The following is a 16807-nucleotide window of genomic DNA, read 5'->3' on the forward strand; positions in this document are numbered from 1 at the left end:
GCAGATTCGATCGCGCTCAATCTCGATCGGCAGCACCGGAGTCTTCGCCATGGCCGCCGAACCCAAGACCCGCCCGACGGACGCCAGCGTCGACGACTTCCTGGCTGCCTCCCCCGAGGCCCGCCGGGCCGACGCCGAGACCGTCCGCGCCTTGCTGACCGAGGTCGCCGGCGCGCCGGCGGTGATGTGGGGACCCTCGATCGTCGGCTTCGGATCCTATTCGACCGGCGGCGCCAAGCCGATGGACTGGCCGCTGCTGGGCTTCTCGCCGCGCAAGACCGAGCTGGTGCTCTATTTCGCCTCGGACTTTCCCGAGCGCGAGGCCCTGCTGGCGAAACTGGGCAAGCACCGCTCCGCTGTCAGCTGCGTCTACGTCAAGCGCCTGGCCGACGTGGACCTGGCCGTCCTGCGGGAAATCGCCGAAGCCTCGGCCGCCTGGACGCGCAGCGGCCATGTGACCTGCTGAACCTTTTGCTCGTCATCCCGGATAAGCGCTGCGCGCTTTCCGGGATGACGGCGATGGGGGCTTCGACGAACGGTCCTACGCCGTCTTCCTGCGCAACACGCGCGCCCGGCGCTTCTTCAGCCAGATGACCACGCCCGTGACGCTGAGCGCGGCGACGACGAGGCCGGTGAACGAGATCAGGATGCGGCCGGGCAGGCCCAGGATCCGGCCCGAGTGCAGCGGGAACTGGGCCTGGACGAAGATGTCGGCGGCCGTGCCCTTCCAAGGCAGGCGCTCGCCCAGATAGCGGCCGTCGGCGCCGTCGTAATAGAGGTAGGGCGGGCCCACGCCGCCGGCCCCGTGGTCGTCGCCCACCTTGTGGAAGGCCACGCCGTAGACGCCGTAGTGCGGCGAGTAGAACGCCCCGCCCACCGGGGCGGTGAAGCCGCGCGCGGCGGCGTCGGTCCTGGCCTTGGCGATGATCGCCTCGTAGGTCTTCTGGGGCAGGATCGGGTTGTCGTGGCTGGTCGGCACGCGGGTGTCGAACGGCGTCGGCGAGACCTTCGAGATCTTCGACATCACCGGATAGAACACCTCGCTGTAGAGGTTCAGCGAGAAGGCCGTGAAGGCCACCACGAACAGCACGCCCCACAGCCACAGGCCGAAGGCCCGGTGGATGTCGAAATTGATCCGGTAGGCGCTGGCCTTGGTCTTGATCTGCCAGGCCGGCTTCCAGCGGCTCAGGAAGCTCTTGGCCGGCTTGCGGCCGTTGGTGGGGCTGGCCGGCAGGGTCAGGTAGAAGCCGACGAAGCAGTCCAGCGTCCACAGCACCGCCACCCCGCCCAGCAGCCAGATCCCCCAGCGGTCGATCCCCCAGAACTCGGGAATGTGCAGGGTGTAGTGCAGCATGTAGAGGAACGAGACGAAGGTCTCGGTGGTGATCGGCCAGACCGCCCCCCACTCGCGCCGTCCCTGCTCCACGCCCGTCGCCGGGTCGATGAACACCTGGTTGTAGCCGAGCTCGTAGTGCTTGCCGGTCTTGGGATCCTGGCGGGCGTCGACGCCGATGGCCAGAGTCTCGCCCGGCTCGGCGGTCAGCGGGAAGTACGAGACGATCACCCGGGGATCGCGCGCCTCGACCTGCTTGACGATGTCGAGGGTCGGCAGGGCCGGACCATCGGTCCTGGCGTGCATCAGGTGCGGATTGAGAACGTCGTCCAGCTCGTGGTCCCACGAGATCACCGCGCCGGTGACCCCGGAGATGAACAGGAAGCCGGCGATGACCAGCCCCACCCAGCGGTGGACGAAGGTCAGGGTCGGCCGCACGGCGGCGCGCACGGCCTTGGCCACCGAGGCCGCGGGCGGCGGCGGGACCGGCGTGACGTCCGGCGCGTACGGTGTTTCCAGATTGCGCGCGTCCATCCGGCCTCCCGGAGCCGTCGGTCCCGCATGACCATGCGAGACGCCGAAAGGCTCAAAAACAAACATCAAGGGCGTGGCGACCGCGGCAACCGGTCGCCACCCCCGCGCCGTCCCTGCCCCACGCCCCTCTTAATAACGATTCTTAGAAGCGATAGTCCAGGCGAACCGACACGCTGCGCGGGGCGGCGTAGTAGGCCTGGTTCCACATCAGGCTGTTCAGGTACTTCTCGTCGCCCACGTTCTTGAGGTTGAGCGTGCCGCGGATGCGGTCGCTGATGTCGACGCCGGCCATCAGGTCGACCACCGCATAGGCCTCCTGGGTGACGTCGGCGGCTTCGGTGGTGATGTCGTCCTGCCAGCGCACGGCGGCGCCGAGCTTGAGGTTGCGCAGCGACGGCACGGTGTAGGTGGTCGAGGCCTTCAGGGTCTTGCGGGGCAGGAAGACGCGAGCGTCGGCGCCGGTCGCCTTGTCCTCGATCTCCAGCGACGTCCAGCCGGCGCCGATGCGCCAGTTGTCGGTGATCCGGCCGCTGGCCTCGATCTCGTAGCCCTTGGACTCGGTGTCCTGGGCCGAATAGTAGCTCTTGCCGTCGTCGAAATAGCCGGCCCAGGCGGCCAGGCCGTTCTGCACGGCCTTGAACACCGCGCCGGTCACGTAGAGGCGGCCGTCGAGCCACTCGCTCTTGACCCCGGCCTCGTAGCTCTTGCCGTGCACGGCGGCGAGCTTGGCGCGGGTGGAGTCGACCTCCGACTGCGGATTGAAGATGTCGGTGTAGCTGGCGTAGAGCGAGACGTTCTTGCTCACGTCGTAGACCGCGCCGAGATACGGGCTGACCTTGCTCTCGTCGCGGGCCATGTCGGCGCCGTACGAGACGCCGTAGGCCTTCAGCTTCAGGGCGTTGAAGCCGGTCACCAGCTTCAGCCTGTCGGTCACGCTGAGGTGCGCGCCGGCGTAGAAACGGGCCAGCTTGGTGGTCTCGTTGGCCGCCAGATAGGCGCCCGGATAGGTCGGCTCGGACGGCTGGGTCGAGCCCCAGCTCGAGACCGGGGCGTAGACGATCGTATCGCCCGAGAAGTCTTCGTACTCGTGGCCTTCCGAACGCGAGACCTGGCCGCCGACCACCAGCTGGTGCTCGCGGCCGAAGGCCTGGAATGGACCCGAGGCGTAGGCGTCCAGCGTGTAGCTCTCGTAGATCGACGGATAGACGCCGGCCATGCCCTCGACGCCGAGACCCGTGTCGGGATCGATGCCGGTGTCGTAGTTGGCGTAGGCGTAGAGCAGCTTGGCGTGCTCCTCGAAGCGCTTGGCCGTGGCGATGGCCTTGATCCGCCAGCCGTTGTCGAGGCGATGCTCGACCTCGGCGAAGGCGGTCTGGTCGCGGACGTCCCAATAGGTCCAGTCGGCCGAGGTCGAGGACGAGACGTCGTAGTTGATCAGGCTGCCGTCGTTATAGGTCAGCGGCAGGGCGCCCCACAGCACGCCGGACGCCCGGTTGTCCTGCATCGACCAGCCGAAGGTGGCCGTGGTGTTGGGGGTGGCGTCCCAGGCCAGCAGGGCGGCGTAGACGTTCCGGTTGACCTTGTAGTGGTCGAGATAGGAGTCGCGGTCCTCGTTGGCGTAGATCAGCCGGCCGCGCACCGTGCCGCTCTCGTTCAGCGGGCCCGAGACGTCGGCCTCCAGCCGCTTGGAATCCCACGAGCCGTACTGCAGGGCGCCGGTGGCCTGGAACTCGGCGGTCGGGCGCTTGCGCACGTAGTTGACGGTGGCCGACGGATTGCCGGTGCCGGTCATCATGCTGTTGGCGCCGCGCACCACCTCGACCCGGTCGAACAGCACGGTGTCCAGCTCGCCGAACTGGATGCCCCAGATCAGCGGCAGCCCCACGCCGTCGACCTGGAAGTTGGTGATGTCGAAGCCGCGCGAGTTGTAATAGGTGCGGTCGGTCTCGACCTTCTCGACGTTCACGCCGGTGGTCTGGGCCAGCACGTCGTTGATGTTGGTCAGGGCGAAATCGTGGATGGTCGCGCCGTCGACGATGGTCACCGACTGCGGCGTCTCGCGCAGGCTCATGTCCAGTCCCGTCACCGCCGAGGTGCGGGTCTTGGCGCCGGTCACCACCACGCCGTCCAGGTTGTCGGCCGCGCCGTCGGCGGCCGGGGCCTCGGCCGCGTGGGCGGCGGCCAGCAGGGCCGGGCTCATGGCCGCGGCGAGGAGGAAGGCGCGAAGGGATCGGGACATCGGGGCGCTCGTGCAATCAATAATAAGTCGCAAAAGCGGATAGGCGCCGGGTCGAGGGCTGTCAAACCTCAGGATGCAATGGATTCGCATTTGCGTTCAGGCTGCGTCCTTTCGGCCACGGCGCGCGTCGGTAGAGCTGGGTTAGCGCTAACAATTGTGGCTGGCGAAACGGCCGCGGCTCATGCGAGATCACCGGAAAACCACGCTTCGCATTAGGGCCGCCATGTCGTTCACCTCCGCCCCGAGCCGCCGCGAAACCCTCCAGGGCCTGCTTTTCGGAACGGCGATGACAGCGCTGCCTTTTGGGGCGACGGCCCACGCCGCGACGCGCGCCCTGCCCTATCGCTGGCGCAACGTGCGGGTCGGCGGCGGCGGCTTCGTGCCGGGCGTGGTGTTCAGCCCGGTCGAGAAGGGTCTGGCCTATCTGCGCTCCGACATGGGCGGGGCCTATCGCTGGCAGGCCTCGGAAAGCCGCTGGATCCCGCTGCTCGACGACCAGGCCCAGGGCAGCTGGCAGGGCGTCGAGAGCGTCGCGCCTGATCCCATTGACGCTAATGTCGTCTACCTGGCCTGCGGCATGGGCCGGCCCGACCCGGCCGCCATCCTGCGCTCGGAAAACCGCGGCGCCGACTGGACCGTGATCCCCGTTCCCTTCCGCATGGGCGGCAACGAGGACGGCCGGGGCCTGGGCGAGCGCCTGGCCATCGATCCCAACGACACCCGCACCCTCCTCTTCGCCTCACGCCACGACGGCCTGCAGGTCAGCCGCGACCGGGGCGCCACCTGGGCGAAGTCCGCCAGCTTCCCACTGCCGGGCCTGGGCCTGAACGCCCGCCCCGCCACCACGCACGGCGGCCTGTCGTTCGTGATCTTCGATCCCCGCAGCGGCCGGCCGGGCCAGGGTTCGCAAACGCTCTTCGTAGGCGTCGCCGATCCGTCCGAGCATCACCTGTGGCGCAGCGACGACGGGGGCGCGAGCTGGAAGCCGATCCCCGCCCCGCACGCCTATCTGGCCTGCAAGGCGGCGCTGGACGGCCAGGGCCGGCTCTACGTCACCTATTCCAGCGGCATCGGTCCGTCGAACGTCGCCGATGGCGCCGTCTGGCGGCTCGACACGGCGACCAACGCCTGGACGCAGGTCACGCCGGCCAAGCCGCAGGCCCAGCGCGGCGGCGGCTTCATGGGCGTGGCGGTCGACGCAAACGGCGCGGTCGCCGTCACCAGCCTCAACCGCTGGAACCCGAACGACACCCTGTGGCGCTCCACCGACCATGGCGCGACCTGGACAGACCTCTATCCCGACGCCCGCCGCGACGTGGCGACCACGCCCTTCCTGCACTGGGGCGAGCCGGAGGCCGACTTCGGCTGGTGGATGGCGGGGCTGGCCATCGACCCGTTCGACCCCGACTTCGCCTGCTACACCACCGGCGCGACCATCTACGCCACCCGCGAGTTCACCAAGGCCGCCGCCGGCCGCCCGACCACCTGGTTCCCGTGGGTCGAGGGCATCGAGCAGACGGCGATCATCACCCTGGCCAGCCTGCCCGAGGGCCCGCAACTGCTCAGCGGCTTCGGCGACATCTCCGGCTTCGTGCACGACGACCTGGCCGTCTCGCCGAGCGACCAGTTCACCACCCCGGTGTTCGGCAACACCAACTTCATCGACTACGCAGGTGTGCAGCCCGCCATAGTCGTCCGCAGCGGCACGCCGCACCAGCGCCACGGCGGCCCGACCCTGGCCTGGTCGGGCGACCACGGCCGCACCTGGGCGCCGATGACCGCCCCGCGCATCCCGAACGCTCCGCCGCCGCCCGGTCAGGGCCGTCGCGGACCCGACCCGCACGACGACGCCGCCATCGTCGTCAACGCCGACGGCTCGGTGTTCATGGTCATGACCGCCCAGGCCCAGATCACCCGCGACCGCGGCGCGACCTGGACCGTGAGCAAGGGCCTGCCCGCCTGGGTGCGCCCCGTGCCCGACCGCGTCGATCCCCGGCGCTTCACCGCCATCGACCTTGCGACCGGCAAGCGCTTCATCAGCACCGACGCCGGCGCCGGCTTCGTCGAAGCCCCGGTGCGTGGCCTGCCCGCCGACCTCACGGCCGACCAGGTGACCTGGCGCGAGATCCCCTGGCCGCTGAAGGCCGTCCCCGGCCAAGCCGGCCATCTGTGGTTGGTCTCGACCCAGGGCCTTTTCCGCTCCACCGACGGCGGCGCGCGCTTCGCGCGGATCGACGGCGGCGTGCAGATCGACCAGCTCGACCTCGGCGCCCCGCCGCCCGGAAAGACGCACCCCGCCCTCTTCGCCATCGGCCGCAAGGACGGGATCAAGGCCATCTGGCGCTCAGACGACGAGGGCAAGAGCTGGGTCCGCGTCAACGACCCCCGCCACGAATACGGCCGCCGCTTCCGGTGCCTCGCGGCCGACATGCGGACCTACGGCCGGGTCTATGTCGGCACGGATGGACGCGGCATCGTCTACGGCGAGCCATCCTAGGTTCCCCTCTCCCAGAGGGAGAGGGAGGGGCCCAGGCGAAGCCTGGGAGGGTGAGGGGTTTCACCGTCCAACGCCTTACCCCCTCATCCTCCCACGCCTGCGGCGCGGGCCCCTCCTTCTCCCCACGGGAGAAGGTAAAAACCTACGGCCCTACCCGCTGCGTGATCCAAGTCTCAACCGCCTGCGTATAGGCCCCCGGCGAACCCAGCGTGCGGTTGATGTCGGCGTGGCTGAGGTCCTGCGGCAGCACCGGCATCGCCTGGCCGGCCTTCTCGACCTGCGCCTGGAACGCCCTGGCGTCGTCGCAGGGCTTGTCGGGACGCTGGCTGGAGCAGACCACCAGCATCGGCACGGCCGCCGGCGTCCACTGGTCCATCGGCGAGACCCTGGCCCAGCCGGCCGGATCGCTTCCGAACGCCTCGTCGTAGAAGCGCGGATGACGGCCCTCCATCACCGACGAGACCTTCATCGCCGCCGAGTCCAGCACCACCGTGCCGGCCCACGGCTTGCCGACCATCTCGGGCTTTGAAGACAGCAGGGCGACCAGGTGCGCCCCGGCCGAGTGGCCCATCAGCACGATCCGCCGGTCGCTGGCGCCCCAGTCGGCGGCATGGGCCTGCACCCGCCGCAGGGCCAGCGCCACGTCCCGCGCCTGCTCGTCGGCCATCGCCTCGGGCAGCAGGCGGTAGTTGACGCTGACGAACACGTAGCCCTTGGGCAGCCAGTCTTTCAGCTTGTTCTCGATCGAGCCGACATTGGCCTTGTCGCCGATCTTCCACGCCCCGCCGTGGACCATGACGATCACCGGCGCGTCCTGCGCGCCCGGCGGAATATAGACGTCGATCGCCTGGCCCTTGGCCGCGCCATAGGCCTCGGTGAGCTTGCGGGCGCCCGGCGCGATGGCCTGCAGGTCGACCGGCCGCGCCTCCTCGACGCGCTTCTGCTCCATGCGCTCGGCCATGCGTTCGCGCAGGCGGCCGCGCAGGGGCTGGGCCTCGACGGCCATCCCGAAAGCGAGGCCGGCGATCACGGCGATGGTCAGGATCTTGCGGTTCATGGCGACGGCGCCCCTAAGACTGGAGGGCTAGCCTGCCACCGAACCCCGGCTTGGCGAAAGAGGCCTCAGGCCGCGTGGCCGAACCCGTGCACGGCGTCGCGCAGGTGGCCGAAATTGATCGGCTTGGCCAGCACGGTGACGTCCTCGAAGCCCTTGCGCGGCAGGGCGCCGTAGCCGGTGGCGAAGACGAAGGGCACGCCCTTGGCCCGCAGCGCCTCGGCCACGGGAAACACCATCTCTCCGCCGATGTTGATGTCGAGCACGGCGCCGTCGAGACTGGGCTTGTCGTCGTCGAGATAGGCCAGGGCCTCGCCCACCGCCCCGAACGAGCCGGAGACCTCGCAGCCGAGGTCGGTCAGCAGGTCCTCGACCATCATGGCCACCAGGGCCTCGTCCTCGACGATCATGATCCGCCGCCCGTTCATGCCGCCGCCAGCCTTTGCGACAGGGGGGCGCGGAAGGTGAAGACCAGGCCTTCGGGGGCGAAGTCCAGCTGCGCCGAACCGCCCAGATCGCGCGACAGGCCGCGCCGGATCAGCCGCGAGCCGAAGCCCTCGCCGCCGGGCGCCGGCGCCACGACGGTGGGACCGCCGCGCTCGCGCCATTCCAGGGCGAAGGTCGGATGCACGCCGCCCGCGTTCTCGACCCGCCAGGAGACGAACACCCGGCCCTCGGGGGCCGACAGCGCCCCGTACTTGGCCGCGTTGACGATCAGTTCGTGCAGCGTCATGTGCACGGCCACCGCCGCCTCGGGCGTGATCTCGATCGGCGGTCCCTCGACCACGAAACGGCCGTCCTCCAGCCCGCCGAACGGGCGCATGGCGGCGGCCAGGATCTCGCGCAGGTGGGCCTTGCCCCAGGCCTGCTTGGTCAGCAGCTCGTGGGCCTGCGACAGGGCCAGCAGGCGCGACTCGAACGACTCGTTGAACGCCGCCGGCGAGGTCGCCGTGCGCAGGGTCTGGCTGGCGATCGACTGCACCGAGGCCAGGGTGTTCTTCACCCGGTGGTCCAGCTCGCGCATCAGGAAGGTGCGCCGCTCCAGCTCCTTGTTGAGCGAGGCGTGCAGGCGGCCGCTCTCCAGGGCCGCGGCCGTGGCGCGGGCCATGACCTGCAGCTTGGCGACGATCTCCGGCGGCGGCGTATGCTCCTTGGCCCAGTAGGCGCCCAGGGCCGCGATCGGATCGCGGGTGCGCACCGGCGTCATCACCAGGCTTTTGACGAAGGTCGGCCGGTATGCGTCGTGCGGGATCCGGTCGTCCTGGTAGATGTCGGGGATCACCACCGTCTGGCGGTTCAGCATGGCCCAGCCCGAGATGCAGGCGGTCAGCGGGAAGCGCTTGCCCTTCCACAGCGGGCCGATGGCGTCTTCGTCCAGGTACCAGCAGCAGTCGTTGTCGCGCAGCACGAAGGCCACGCCGTCGGCGCCGGAAATCCGGCGCGCCGACGAGCGGACCACGGCGGCCACCTCGTCGATCGTGCGGGTCGCTGACAGCTCCTCGATCGTCTCGACCAGCGTCAGCAGCGCAGAATCGCCTTCACCGCCCGACAAGTCGTATTCGGCCATGTCCAGCATAGGGATTTGACGCTCGCGGGGCTACTTGCGCCCAAACCTAGCACGCGTCGGGGGGACAACAACAAGAGGCGTGGCGCCGCACAGGATTACTCCCGGTTGCCGGGAAGGTTAACAGAGTCCTTGCGCCGACCGACAGCCGAAGGAGATCAAGGCTTTGTAGCGCTACCGTTTGCGCTTTGCGGACGCCGATGCGCGCTCTACTTGCGACAATCAGCCGCGCCGCCGCCCCGCCCGGGCTTCGCACCCGGCGCAACATGCGCTATGCACCCCGGTCCGCGCCATGCCGCACGGTCCAGTAGCTCAGCAGGATAGAGCAGCGCTTTCCTAAAGCGAAGGTCGGGGGTTCGAGTCCCTCCTGGACCGCCAGGCGGCGGACGCCGTCGCTCGTCGGCGCTCGAAGCGTTCTAGCCATGGCCACTCTGGGTGGTAGACTTCTCGCGTCGCCCCTGGAGCGCGAGAAAGATGGCCGAGGCGCTGATCATCGACTTTCGGTCGATCGACTACGAGGCGGTTCTCGCGGAGTCCTATCGGCGCTTCCTGCGGCCGGGCGACACCGTGTTCGACGTGGGCGCCCACGATGGTCCGCACGCCGTGCAGTTTCTCGACGCCGTCGGCCCCGGCGGCCGCGTCATATGCTTCGAGCCCCTGCCGGACGTGATGGCCGCCCTGAAGGCCCGCCTCGCAGGAACACTGAACGCGTCGCTGCACCAGGTTGCGCTCGGCTCCGCGCCGGCAAGCGCCGCGACCTTCGTGCGCGCCGACGGCAGCCTGGCCGAAAGCGGCCTGCGCGAGCGGGTCTACAACGACCCGGCCGGCGTCCGACCGACCGGCATCACGGTGGATGTCTCGACCATCGACGCCGTCGCCGCGGCGGAAGGCGTCCACGCCCTGGCCTACATCAAGATGGACATCGAAGGCGGGGAACTGGACGCCCTGGCGGGCGGGGCCGGGACGGTCGGGCGCTTCCGGCCGATGATCTCGGTGGAGTGGGGTCATCGCGCCTACAAGGCCTACAGCCACCACGAGGACAGCCTCTACGACTACGCCGCCTCGATCGGCTACCGCATCCACGACCCGTTCTTCCGGGACATCGGGGATCGCCAAAGCTGGGATCGCTGCAAGGCCCGCTACTGCTGGGACTATTTCCTCGTTCCGGCGGAGCACGTCGGCGAGATCCCGCCCCGCGCCTAGGCCCCCTTCCCCAAAAAGAAACGCCCGCGCCGCCTGGGAAGGATGGCGACGCGGGCGGTCCAGGCGCTGGGGGGAGGTAGGTTGCGCCTAGAAGTTGTAGCGCAGGCCGAGGATGAACTGCCGGCCGCTGTGGGTGTAGACGTTGAGGCGGTTGCTATCGCCGACGTACTGGTCGTTGAATTCGTCGGTCAGGTTCACGCCTTCCAGCGAGAGCTTGAGGTTGTCGCGGATGTTCCAGCTGGCCTGAAGGTCGACGTTGAGGGTCTCGTTGGTGCCCTGGACGGTGTTGCCGTCGCTGCCGGGCACCTGGGTCAGGTAGCCGTCGCGATAGGCCAGCGAGCCGCGCACGCTCCACTTGTCGGTCTCGTAGTAGAGGGTCAGGTTGGCGGCGTTCTTCGACAGCCCCACCAGGGTGGCGTTGACGGTCGGGGCGCCGGGCGTGGTCGAGGTCAGGTACTCGATCTGGGAGTCGACATAGGTGTAGTTGGCCACCACGCCGAAGTGGCGCCAGAAGCCGGGCAGGAAGGTGAAGGGTTGCTGGAGATTGATCTCGAAGCCCTTCAGGTCGCCGCCGTCGCTGTTCACCGGCTGGGTGACCTGGAACACCTCCGACGAGCTCGCGCCGGTGCCGGTCAGCAGCGAGTCCGGCAGGCCCAGGGTGCTGTAGACGGCCTCGCGGCGCAGGGTGGCCACGAAGGTGTCGATGCGCTTGTAGAACAGGCCCACCGCCAGCATCGCCCCCTGCGAGGGGTACCATTCCAGCGAGACGTCCAGATTGTCCGACTTGGTCGGGGTCAGATACGGATTGCCCGAGCTGTAGGTGCGGTTGGCGCCCTGCACGGAGACGTCGCCGCCGGGCGACAGCGAGCCGATGCCCGGGCGGGCGATGGTCTGGGCGGCGCTGACCCGGGCCACGAACGTGTCGGTGACGTCGGCGGCCAGGTTGAACGACGGCAGGGTCAGGTCGTAGTCGCGCTTGACCTCGACGCGCTGGATCGCGCCGCTGACCGCCGCATAGCCGGCCGACTCCTGCTGGGTGTGCACCCGCCGCACGCCGGCGTCGCCGCGGAACGGCAGGCCGAAGGCGTTGAACTTGAACTCCGCCTGGACGTAGGCGCCGGTGTCCTGCTCCTCGACCGCGCCGTACTGGCCCCGGGCCGAGCTGTTGTTTGTGTCGGTCAGGGCGTAGATGCCGCTGTTGCTGTAGATGTTCAGCAGGGCGGCGTACTTGTCGATGTCGGGCACCAGCCAGCTGGTGAAGTTGCCGGCCGGCAGGTCCATGTTGCGGCCAAAACCGCTGAACACCTTCGACACCGAGGCCAGCTGGGCCGGGGTCAGGGTCTGGACCACGGTCTCGCTGGTCCGGTACTGGCCGTAGCTGTCGTACTCGAACTTGCGCCAGTCGACGCCGGCCTTGAGGCGCAGATTGTCGTTGAGGTCCCACTCGCCATAGACCTTGGCGGTCGAGAACTGGTTCTCCACGAACTGCGGGCGGATGCGCACTTCCGACGTGCCGTTGGTCGAGGCCCAGCTGGTCGGATCGGTCGGGTCGAAGCCCAGCAGGATCTGCGGGGCGCGGCCCTTGCGGAAGTCGTAGACATAGTTCTGGCTGTTGGCCCGGTCGAAAGTGACGATGGTCGAGACCGGCTGGGTGAAGGTCGAGTCCGAATAGCCGGCCAGGCCGCCGATCCGCAGGCGCTCGTTGAAGTCGTGGGTGGCCGACAGGGTGAACTGCTTGAACTCGGTGTTCAGCTCGTCATAAGCCGACTGGGTGCGCAGATCGACGTTGTCCATCCGGGCGTAGACCAGGTTGCCGTTCTCGACCGCGCCGTCGCGGATGATGGTCTGCGGCTTGCCCGTGTTGGCCCGCGACAGGCCGATCGCCTGCAGCTGGGCCTCCTTCCGCGTACCGGCGAGATAGGCGTAGAGGGCGTCGAGCGTGATCTGGGTGTCGGAGGTCGGCTTGTATTGCAGCGAGCCGGCCACGCCGAGGCGCTTGGACTCAATGTCGTAGCTGACATAGGCCGGGATGCGCGGGGCGAAGAGGCCGGCGCTGTTGATCTGGGCGATCGTGTAGCCGGGCACGGTCGAGGCGCTGTTGAAGCCGCCGTTGCTGGCGCCGGTGGCCCAGCGGGTGATGTTGGCGCCCTCCTCCTTCAGGTGGCGCTCCTCGTAGGCGACCGAGATCAGGGCTCCGACCTTGCCGTCGAAGAAGGTGTTGCTGGCCAGCACCGAGACGCGCGGCGTCGTCTTTTCCGACAGGTCGTTGTAGCTGGCGCCGGCCGATAGCACGAGCTGGGGCTTGCGGCTGTCGAAGGCGCGGGCCGTGGTCAGGTCGACCGTGGCGCCCAGCGAGCCTTCCTCGACGTCGGCCGAGGCGGTCTTGCGCACGGCGATGCTGTTGAAGAGATCCGAGGCGAAGACGTTGAAGTCGAAGCCGCGACCGCGGTTGGTGCCGCCGCTGTTGGCCGTGCCGCCGGTGGTGGAGATGGCCTCCATGCCGTTGATGCGCACGCGGGTGTATTCAGAGCCCAGGCCCCGCACGGTGATCTGGCGGCCCTCGCCGTTGATCCGCGAGATCGACACGCCCGGGATGCGCTGCAGCGACTCCGCCAGGTTCAGGTCGGGGAACTGGGCGATGTCCTCGGCCTTGATGGCGTCGACCACGCCGCTTTCGTTGCGCTTGAGGGCGATGGCGCTCTGCAGGCTGGCGCGGAAGCCGGTGACGACGATGGCCTCGACCTCGTCGGCAGCCGGTTGGGCCGGAGCCGGGGCAGGCGCTTCCTGGGCGGCGGCGTGAGCGGCGGCCAGCAGCGTGAAGGCCGAGGCGCTGGCGCCGAGCACGGCGCGAAGGCGCGGATTCCTGTTGGACGTCATGGTCCCTCCCGATGCCCGTCTTCGCGGGTCGCTTTGGGGAGCGGCGGACCGCTCCTTCGTTGGCTGAACCATCGGACGGGTTCGAGCCGAGGGCCAATCCCAATCGGGTATGAACCTATGCGCGTTCGGCACAGATCGGCGGGGTTCCCCGAGGGCGCTCGGCGAGACCCACTTGGCCGGCCTGTTGATTCTCTTGGGTTTTGATGCGTACCGCGGTTCGATCCATGTCGCCCGTGGATCGGTCCATAGGCGAATTGACTTAGACCTGCGCCGCGACGCCCTCTAGCCTTCCCTGAACGATGCCGACGACAGATCGGCGACCAGGGAGAGCGTCCATGACCGAATCCACCAGGCGCACGCGCGTGCGCTGGCTGATCATCGCGACGCTCTTCATCATCACGACGATCAACTACGCCGACCGCGCCACCTTCTCGATCGCCGGCCAGTCGGCGTCGAAGGAGCTGGGCCTCGACGCCGTGGCCATGGGCTACATCATGTCGGCCTTCGCCTGGGCCTACGTCCTGGGCCAGATCCCCGGCGGGGCGCTGCTGGACCGGTTCGGCTCGAAGAAGATCTACACCGCCGCCCTGCTGCTCTGGTCGTTCTTCACCCTGCTGCAGGGCTTCGCCGGGATCTTCACCGGCTTCGCGGCCGCCGCGGCCCTGTTCGCCATGCGCTTCCTGGTCGGGCTGGCGGAGTCGCCGTCCTTCCCGGCCAACGCCCGCATCGTCGCCGCCTGGTTTCCGGGCTCCGAGCGCGGCACGGCCTCGGCGATCTTCAACTCGGCCCAGTACTTCTCGCTGGTCGCCTTCGCCCCGCTGATGGGCTGGCTGGCCCACAGCTTCGGCTGGCGCTCGGTGTTCGTGGTCATGGGTGCGGTCGGCATCGTCGCGGCCGTCTTCTTCGTCAAGCTGATCCACAGCCCGGTCGAGCATCCGGCGATCAACAAGGCCGAGTTCGACTACATCGAGGCCGGCGGCGGCCTGGTGCGGATGGAGGACAGGACCGCCGGCGCCGGCGCGGCCTTCACCTGGGCCAACGTCAAGCAGGTGCTGACCAGCCGCATGCTGCTGGGCGTCTATGTGGGCCAGTACTGCATCAACGTGCTGACCTACTTCTTCGTCACCTGGTTTCCGATCTACCTGGTCAAGGCGCGGGGGCTGTCGATCCTGCAGGCCGGGTTCACCGCCGCCCTGCCGGCCCTGTGCGGCTTCGCCGGCGGCCTGCTGGGCGGGATGATCTCGGACCACCTGCTCAAGCGCACCGGCAATCTCGACATCGCCCGCAAGACGCCGCTGCTGCTGGGGATGATCCTCGCCACCTGCATCGTCATCTGTAACTACGTCGAGCAGGAGTGGCTGGTCATCGTGATCATGGCCGCGGCCTTCTTCGGCAAGGGCGTCGCGTCGCTGGGCTGGGCGGTCGTGTCGGACACCTCGCCCAAGGAGATGGCCGGCGTCACCGGCGGGGTGTTCAACACCTTCGGCAATGCGGCGGGCATCGTGACCCCGATCGTCATCGGCTACATCGTGCAGGCCACCGGCTCGTTCGACGGGGCCTTGATCTTCGTCGGTGCCCACTGCCTGATCGCCGTGCTGGCCTACTTCCTGATCGTCGGCAAGATCCAGCGCCTGCAGCTGAAGGCCGCCTGATCGATGCTGTCACGACGCCATGTCCTGGCCGGCGCCTCCGCCCTCGCCTTCTCCGGCCTGACGCGCGCCGCCACAGCCGCTCCGGCCGCGCTGGAGGTCGCGACACCGATGGCCGCGCCCGAATGGGCCCTGCTGCAACGCGAGCTGCTGAAGGCCAACGAAGCGGCCTGCGAAGCCTTCTTCGCCCGCTATTTCGACGATCGCGGCTATCTGCTGGCCTATGAGCGCTGGGGCGCCAACGACGGCCCCGACGACGCCATCGAGAACGTCAACGACTGGCCGACCCTGCACGCCCTGGGCGCCGGCGACCGGGTGCTGGAGCTGGCCCAGAAGGCCTTCGAGGGCAATGTCCGCCAGTACACGGCCGCCAGGACCAAGGACGTGCCGTTCGCCCGCGAGGGCATGTACTACAAGGAATTCCCGGTCATGAGCGACTGGCAGCACCTTTCCGAAGGGCTGTCGGTGTTCAACCTGCTGGGGCTGTCGGCGCCGAACGATCCTCGCTTTCGCGAGCGGGCCAGGCGGTTCTCGGGCTTCTACACCGGCGAGGATCCGACCACCCCGAACTACGACCCCAAGCGCAACATCATCCGCAGCATGATCACCGGCAGCCGGGGTCCGATGCTGCGCCAGGCCACGCCGCTCGACTGGGCCGGCGATCCCTTCGACGTGACGCACTTCTACATGGAGCACGGCGAGCGCTCCTACGAGGAGACCCTGCGCCACTACGACGAATATGGCGACGTGGTCGGCGACAGCCCGCTGAACCTGCAGGCCACCAGCCTGGTGATGAACGCCTACATGCTCGACCACGAGCCCCGGTATCGCGACTGGATCCTGGCCTATGTCGACGGCTGGATCGCGCGGGCGCGGGCCAATGGTGACATCATACCCAGCAAGGTCGGCCTCGACGGCAGGATCGGCGGCCCCAAGGGCCAGTGGTGGAGCGGGGTCTATGGCTGGGGCTTCAGCCCCGTCGTGCCCCAGACCGGCAAGCGCGAGGACCGCAACCGCGTGCCCCGGGCCGTCGTCGGCTTCATGAACGCCTATCTGCTGACCGGCGACGACAAGTATCTCGACGTCTGGCGGCGGCAGACCGACGCCATCAACGCCCAGAAGAAGGTGGTGGACGGCAAGGTCTCGACCCCGCGCATGCACGGCCCCAAGGGCTGGTATTCCTACGCGCCGGGCGAGCACCAGCTGAACGGGCTGGAGATCTGGTACCTGTCGATGAAGGGCTCGGACCGCGCCCGCGCGGCGGCCCATCCCTGGCTCGACTGGCTGGACGGCAAGGACCCTTCGTTTCCGGCCAGGACCCTGCGCGCCGACCTCGAACGGGTGCGCGCCCGCGCCCGGGCCCGGCGGGACGATACCTCCACCCCCGACACCCGCCTGGCCGACGCGACGCTCGACATCAATCCGGCCAGCGTCACGGCCCTGATCCACCTGATGGAAGGCGGGATCCACATCGCCCGGCCGCCCTGGTCGAAGACCTCGCCGGCCCAGGGCGGGGCGCTGCACTACGTCCGCCTGCGCTACTTCGACCCCGACCGCCGCCGGGCCGGCGCGCCGCAAGACATCGCCGCCCTGGTGGAAAAACTGACCGACGACGAGACGGTGGTCACCCTGGTGAACCTGAACCAGGTCGCAAGCCGCCGCGTCACCGTGCAGGGCGGCGCCTATGGCGAGCACCAGATCGTCAGCGCCTCGCTCGGCGACGCCGCCGCCGCGCCGGTCGAGGCCTCGGCCTTCACGCTGCGCCTGGCGCCGGGCGCCGGGGCGCGCCTGACGCTGAAGATGCGCCGGCACGTGAACGCTCCGACGCTGAGCTTCCCGTGGGACCGCAAGGCCTGA

Annotated in this window: 11 protein-coding genes and 1 tRNA gene; 6 read left to right on the forward strand and 6 right to left on the reverse strand. The window is 68.9% G+C overall.

Features of this window, described 5'->3' with window-relative positions:
- Positions 1-49: 49 nt before the first annotated feature.
- A complete protein-coding gene (locus AC07N1_RS11805; protein ID WP_494671994.1) occupies positions 50-466 on the forward strand; it encodes a DUF1801 domain-containing protein in 417 nt (138 codons plus the stop codon).
- A 75-nt stretch (positions 467-541) separates the two neighbouring features.
- Here AC07N1_RS11805 and AC07N1_RS11810 read toward each other — a convergent pair whose 3' ends face one another.
- Together AC07N1_RS11810 and AC07N1_RS11815 are read right to left on the reverse strand one after the other, a co-directional pair.
- Complete coding sequence (locus tag AC07N1_RS11810) at positions 542-1867, reverse strand: PepSY-associated TM helix domain-containing protein (protein WP_494671995.1); 1326 nt, start codon at positions 1865-1867, stop codon at positions 542-544.
- Between the two features lie 142 nt (positions 1868-2009).
- Positions 2010-4106, reverse strand: coding sequence for a TonB-dependent siderophore receptor (locus AC07N1_RS11815; protein ID WP_494671996.1), 2097 nt, complete (start codon positions 4104-4106; stop codon positions 2010-2012).
- Positions 4107-4392: 286 nt separating this feature from the next.
- Between AC07N1_RS11815 and AC07N1_RS11820 the strand changes: the two genes are divergently transcribed.
- Positions 4393-6603 carry a WD40/YVTN/BNR-like repeat-containing protein gene (locus AC07N1_RS11820; RefSeq protein WP_494671997.1) on the forward strand — a complete coding sequence of 737 codons (2211 nt, stop codon included), beginning with the start codon at positions 4393-4395 and terminating at the stop codon, positions 6601-6603.
- A 142-nt stretch (positions 6604-6745) separates the two neighbouring features.
- On the opposite strand, the gene AC07N1_RS11825 is transcribed toward AC07N1_RS11820, so the two are convergent.
- The 3 genes from AC07N1_RS11825 to AC07N1_RS11835 form a co-directional block, all read right to left on the reverse strand.
- Positions 6746-7660, reverse strand: coding sequence for an alpha/beta hydrolase (locus AC07N1_RS11825; protein ID WP_494671998.1), 915 nt, complete (start codon positions 7658-7660; stop codon positions 6746-6748).
- 65 nt (positions 7661-7725) lie between these two features.
- Complete coding sequence (locus AC07N1_RS11830; protein WP_058349276.1) at positions 7726-8085, reverse strand: response regulator; 360 nt, start codon at positions 8083-8085, stop codon at positions 7726-7728.
- Positions 8082-9233, reverse strand: coding sequence for a sensor histidine kinase (locus AC07N1_RS11835; RefSeq protein WP_494671999.1), 1152 nt, complete (start codon positions 9231-9233; stop codon positions 8082-8084). Before AC07N1_RS11835 ends, AC07N1_RS11830 begins: the two co-directional genes overlap by 4 nt.
- Positions 9234-9522: 289 nt before the next feature.
- Between AC07N1_RS11835 and AC07N1_RS11840 the strand changes: the two genes are divergently transcribed.
- A tRNA-Arg gene (locus AC07N1_RS11840) sits at positions 9523-9599 on the forward strand.
- A gap of 96 nt (positions 9600-9695) precedes the next feature.
- Positions 9696-10424 carry an FkbM family methyltransferase gene (locus AC07N1_RS11845; RefSeq protein ID WP_494672000.1) on the forward strand — a complete coding sequence of 243 codons (729 nt, stop codon included), beginning with the start codon at positions 9696-9698 and terminating at the stop codon, positions 10422-10424.
- A gap of 87 nt (positions 10425-10511) precedes the next feature.
- Here AC07N1_RS11845 and AC07N1_RS11850 read toward each other — a convergent pair whose 3' ends face one another.
- Positions 10512-13301: a TonB-dependent receptor gene (locus AC07N1_RS11850; RefSeq protein ID WP_494672001.1), complete on the reverse strand. Its 2790-nt coding sequence runs from the start codon at positions 13299-13301 to the stop codon at positions 10512-10514.
- Between the two features lie 335 nt (positions 13302-13636).
- Between AC07N1_RS11850 and AC07N1_RS11855 the strand changes: the two genes are divergently transcribed.
- Together AC07N1_RS11855 and AC07N1_RS11860 are read left to right on the forward strand one after the other, a co-directional pair.
- A complete protein-coding gene (locus AC07N1_RS11855) occupies positions 13637-14953 on the forward strand; it encodes an MFS transporter (RefSeq protein ID WP_494672002.1) in 1317 nt (438 codons plus the stop codon).
- 3 nt (positions 14954-14956) lie between these two features.
- Positions 14957-16807, forward strand: a complete 1851-nt coding sequence (locus AC07N1_RS11860; protein WP_494672003.1) for a DUF8034 domain-containing protein — start codon at positions 14957-14959, stop codon at positions 16805-16807.

Source organism: Caulobacter sp. GW821-FHT09B11 (genome assembly GCF_059418205.1).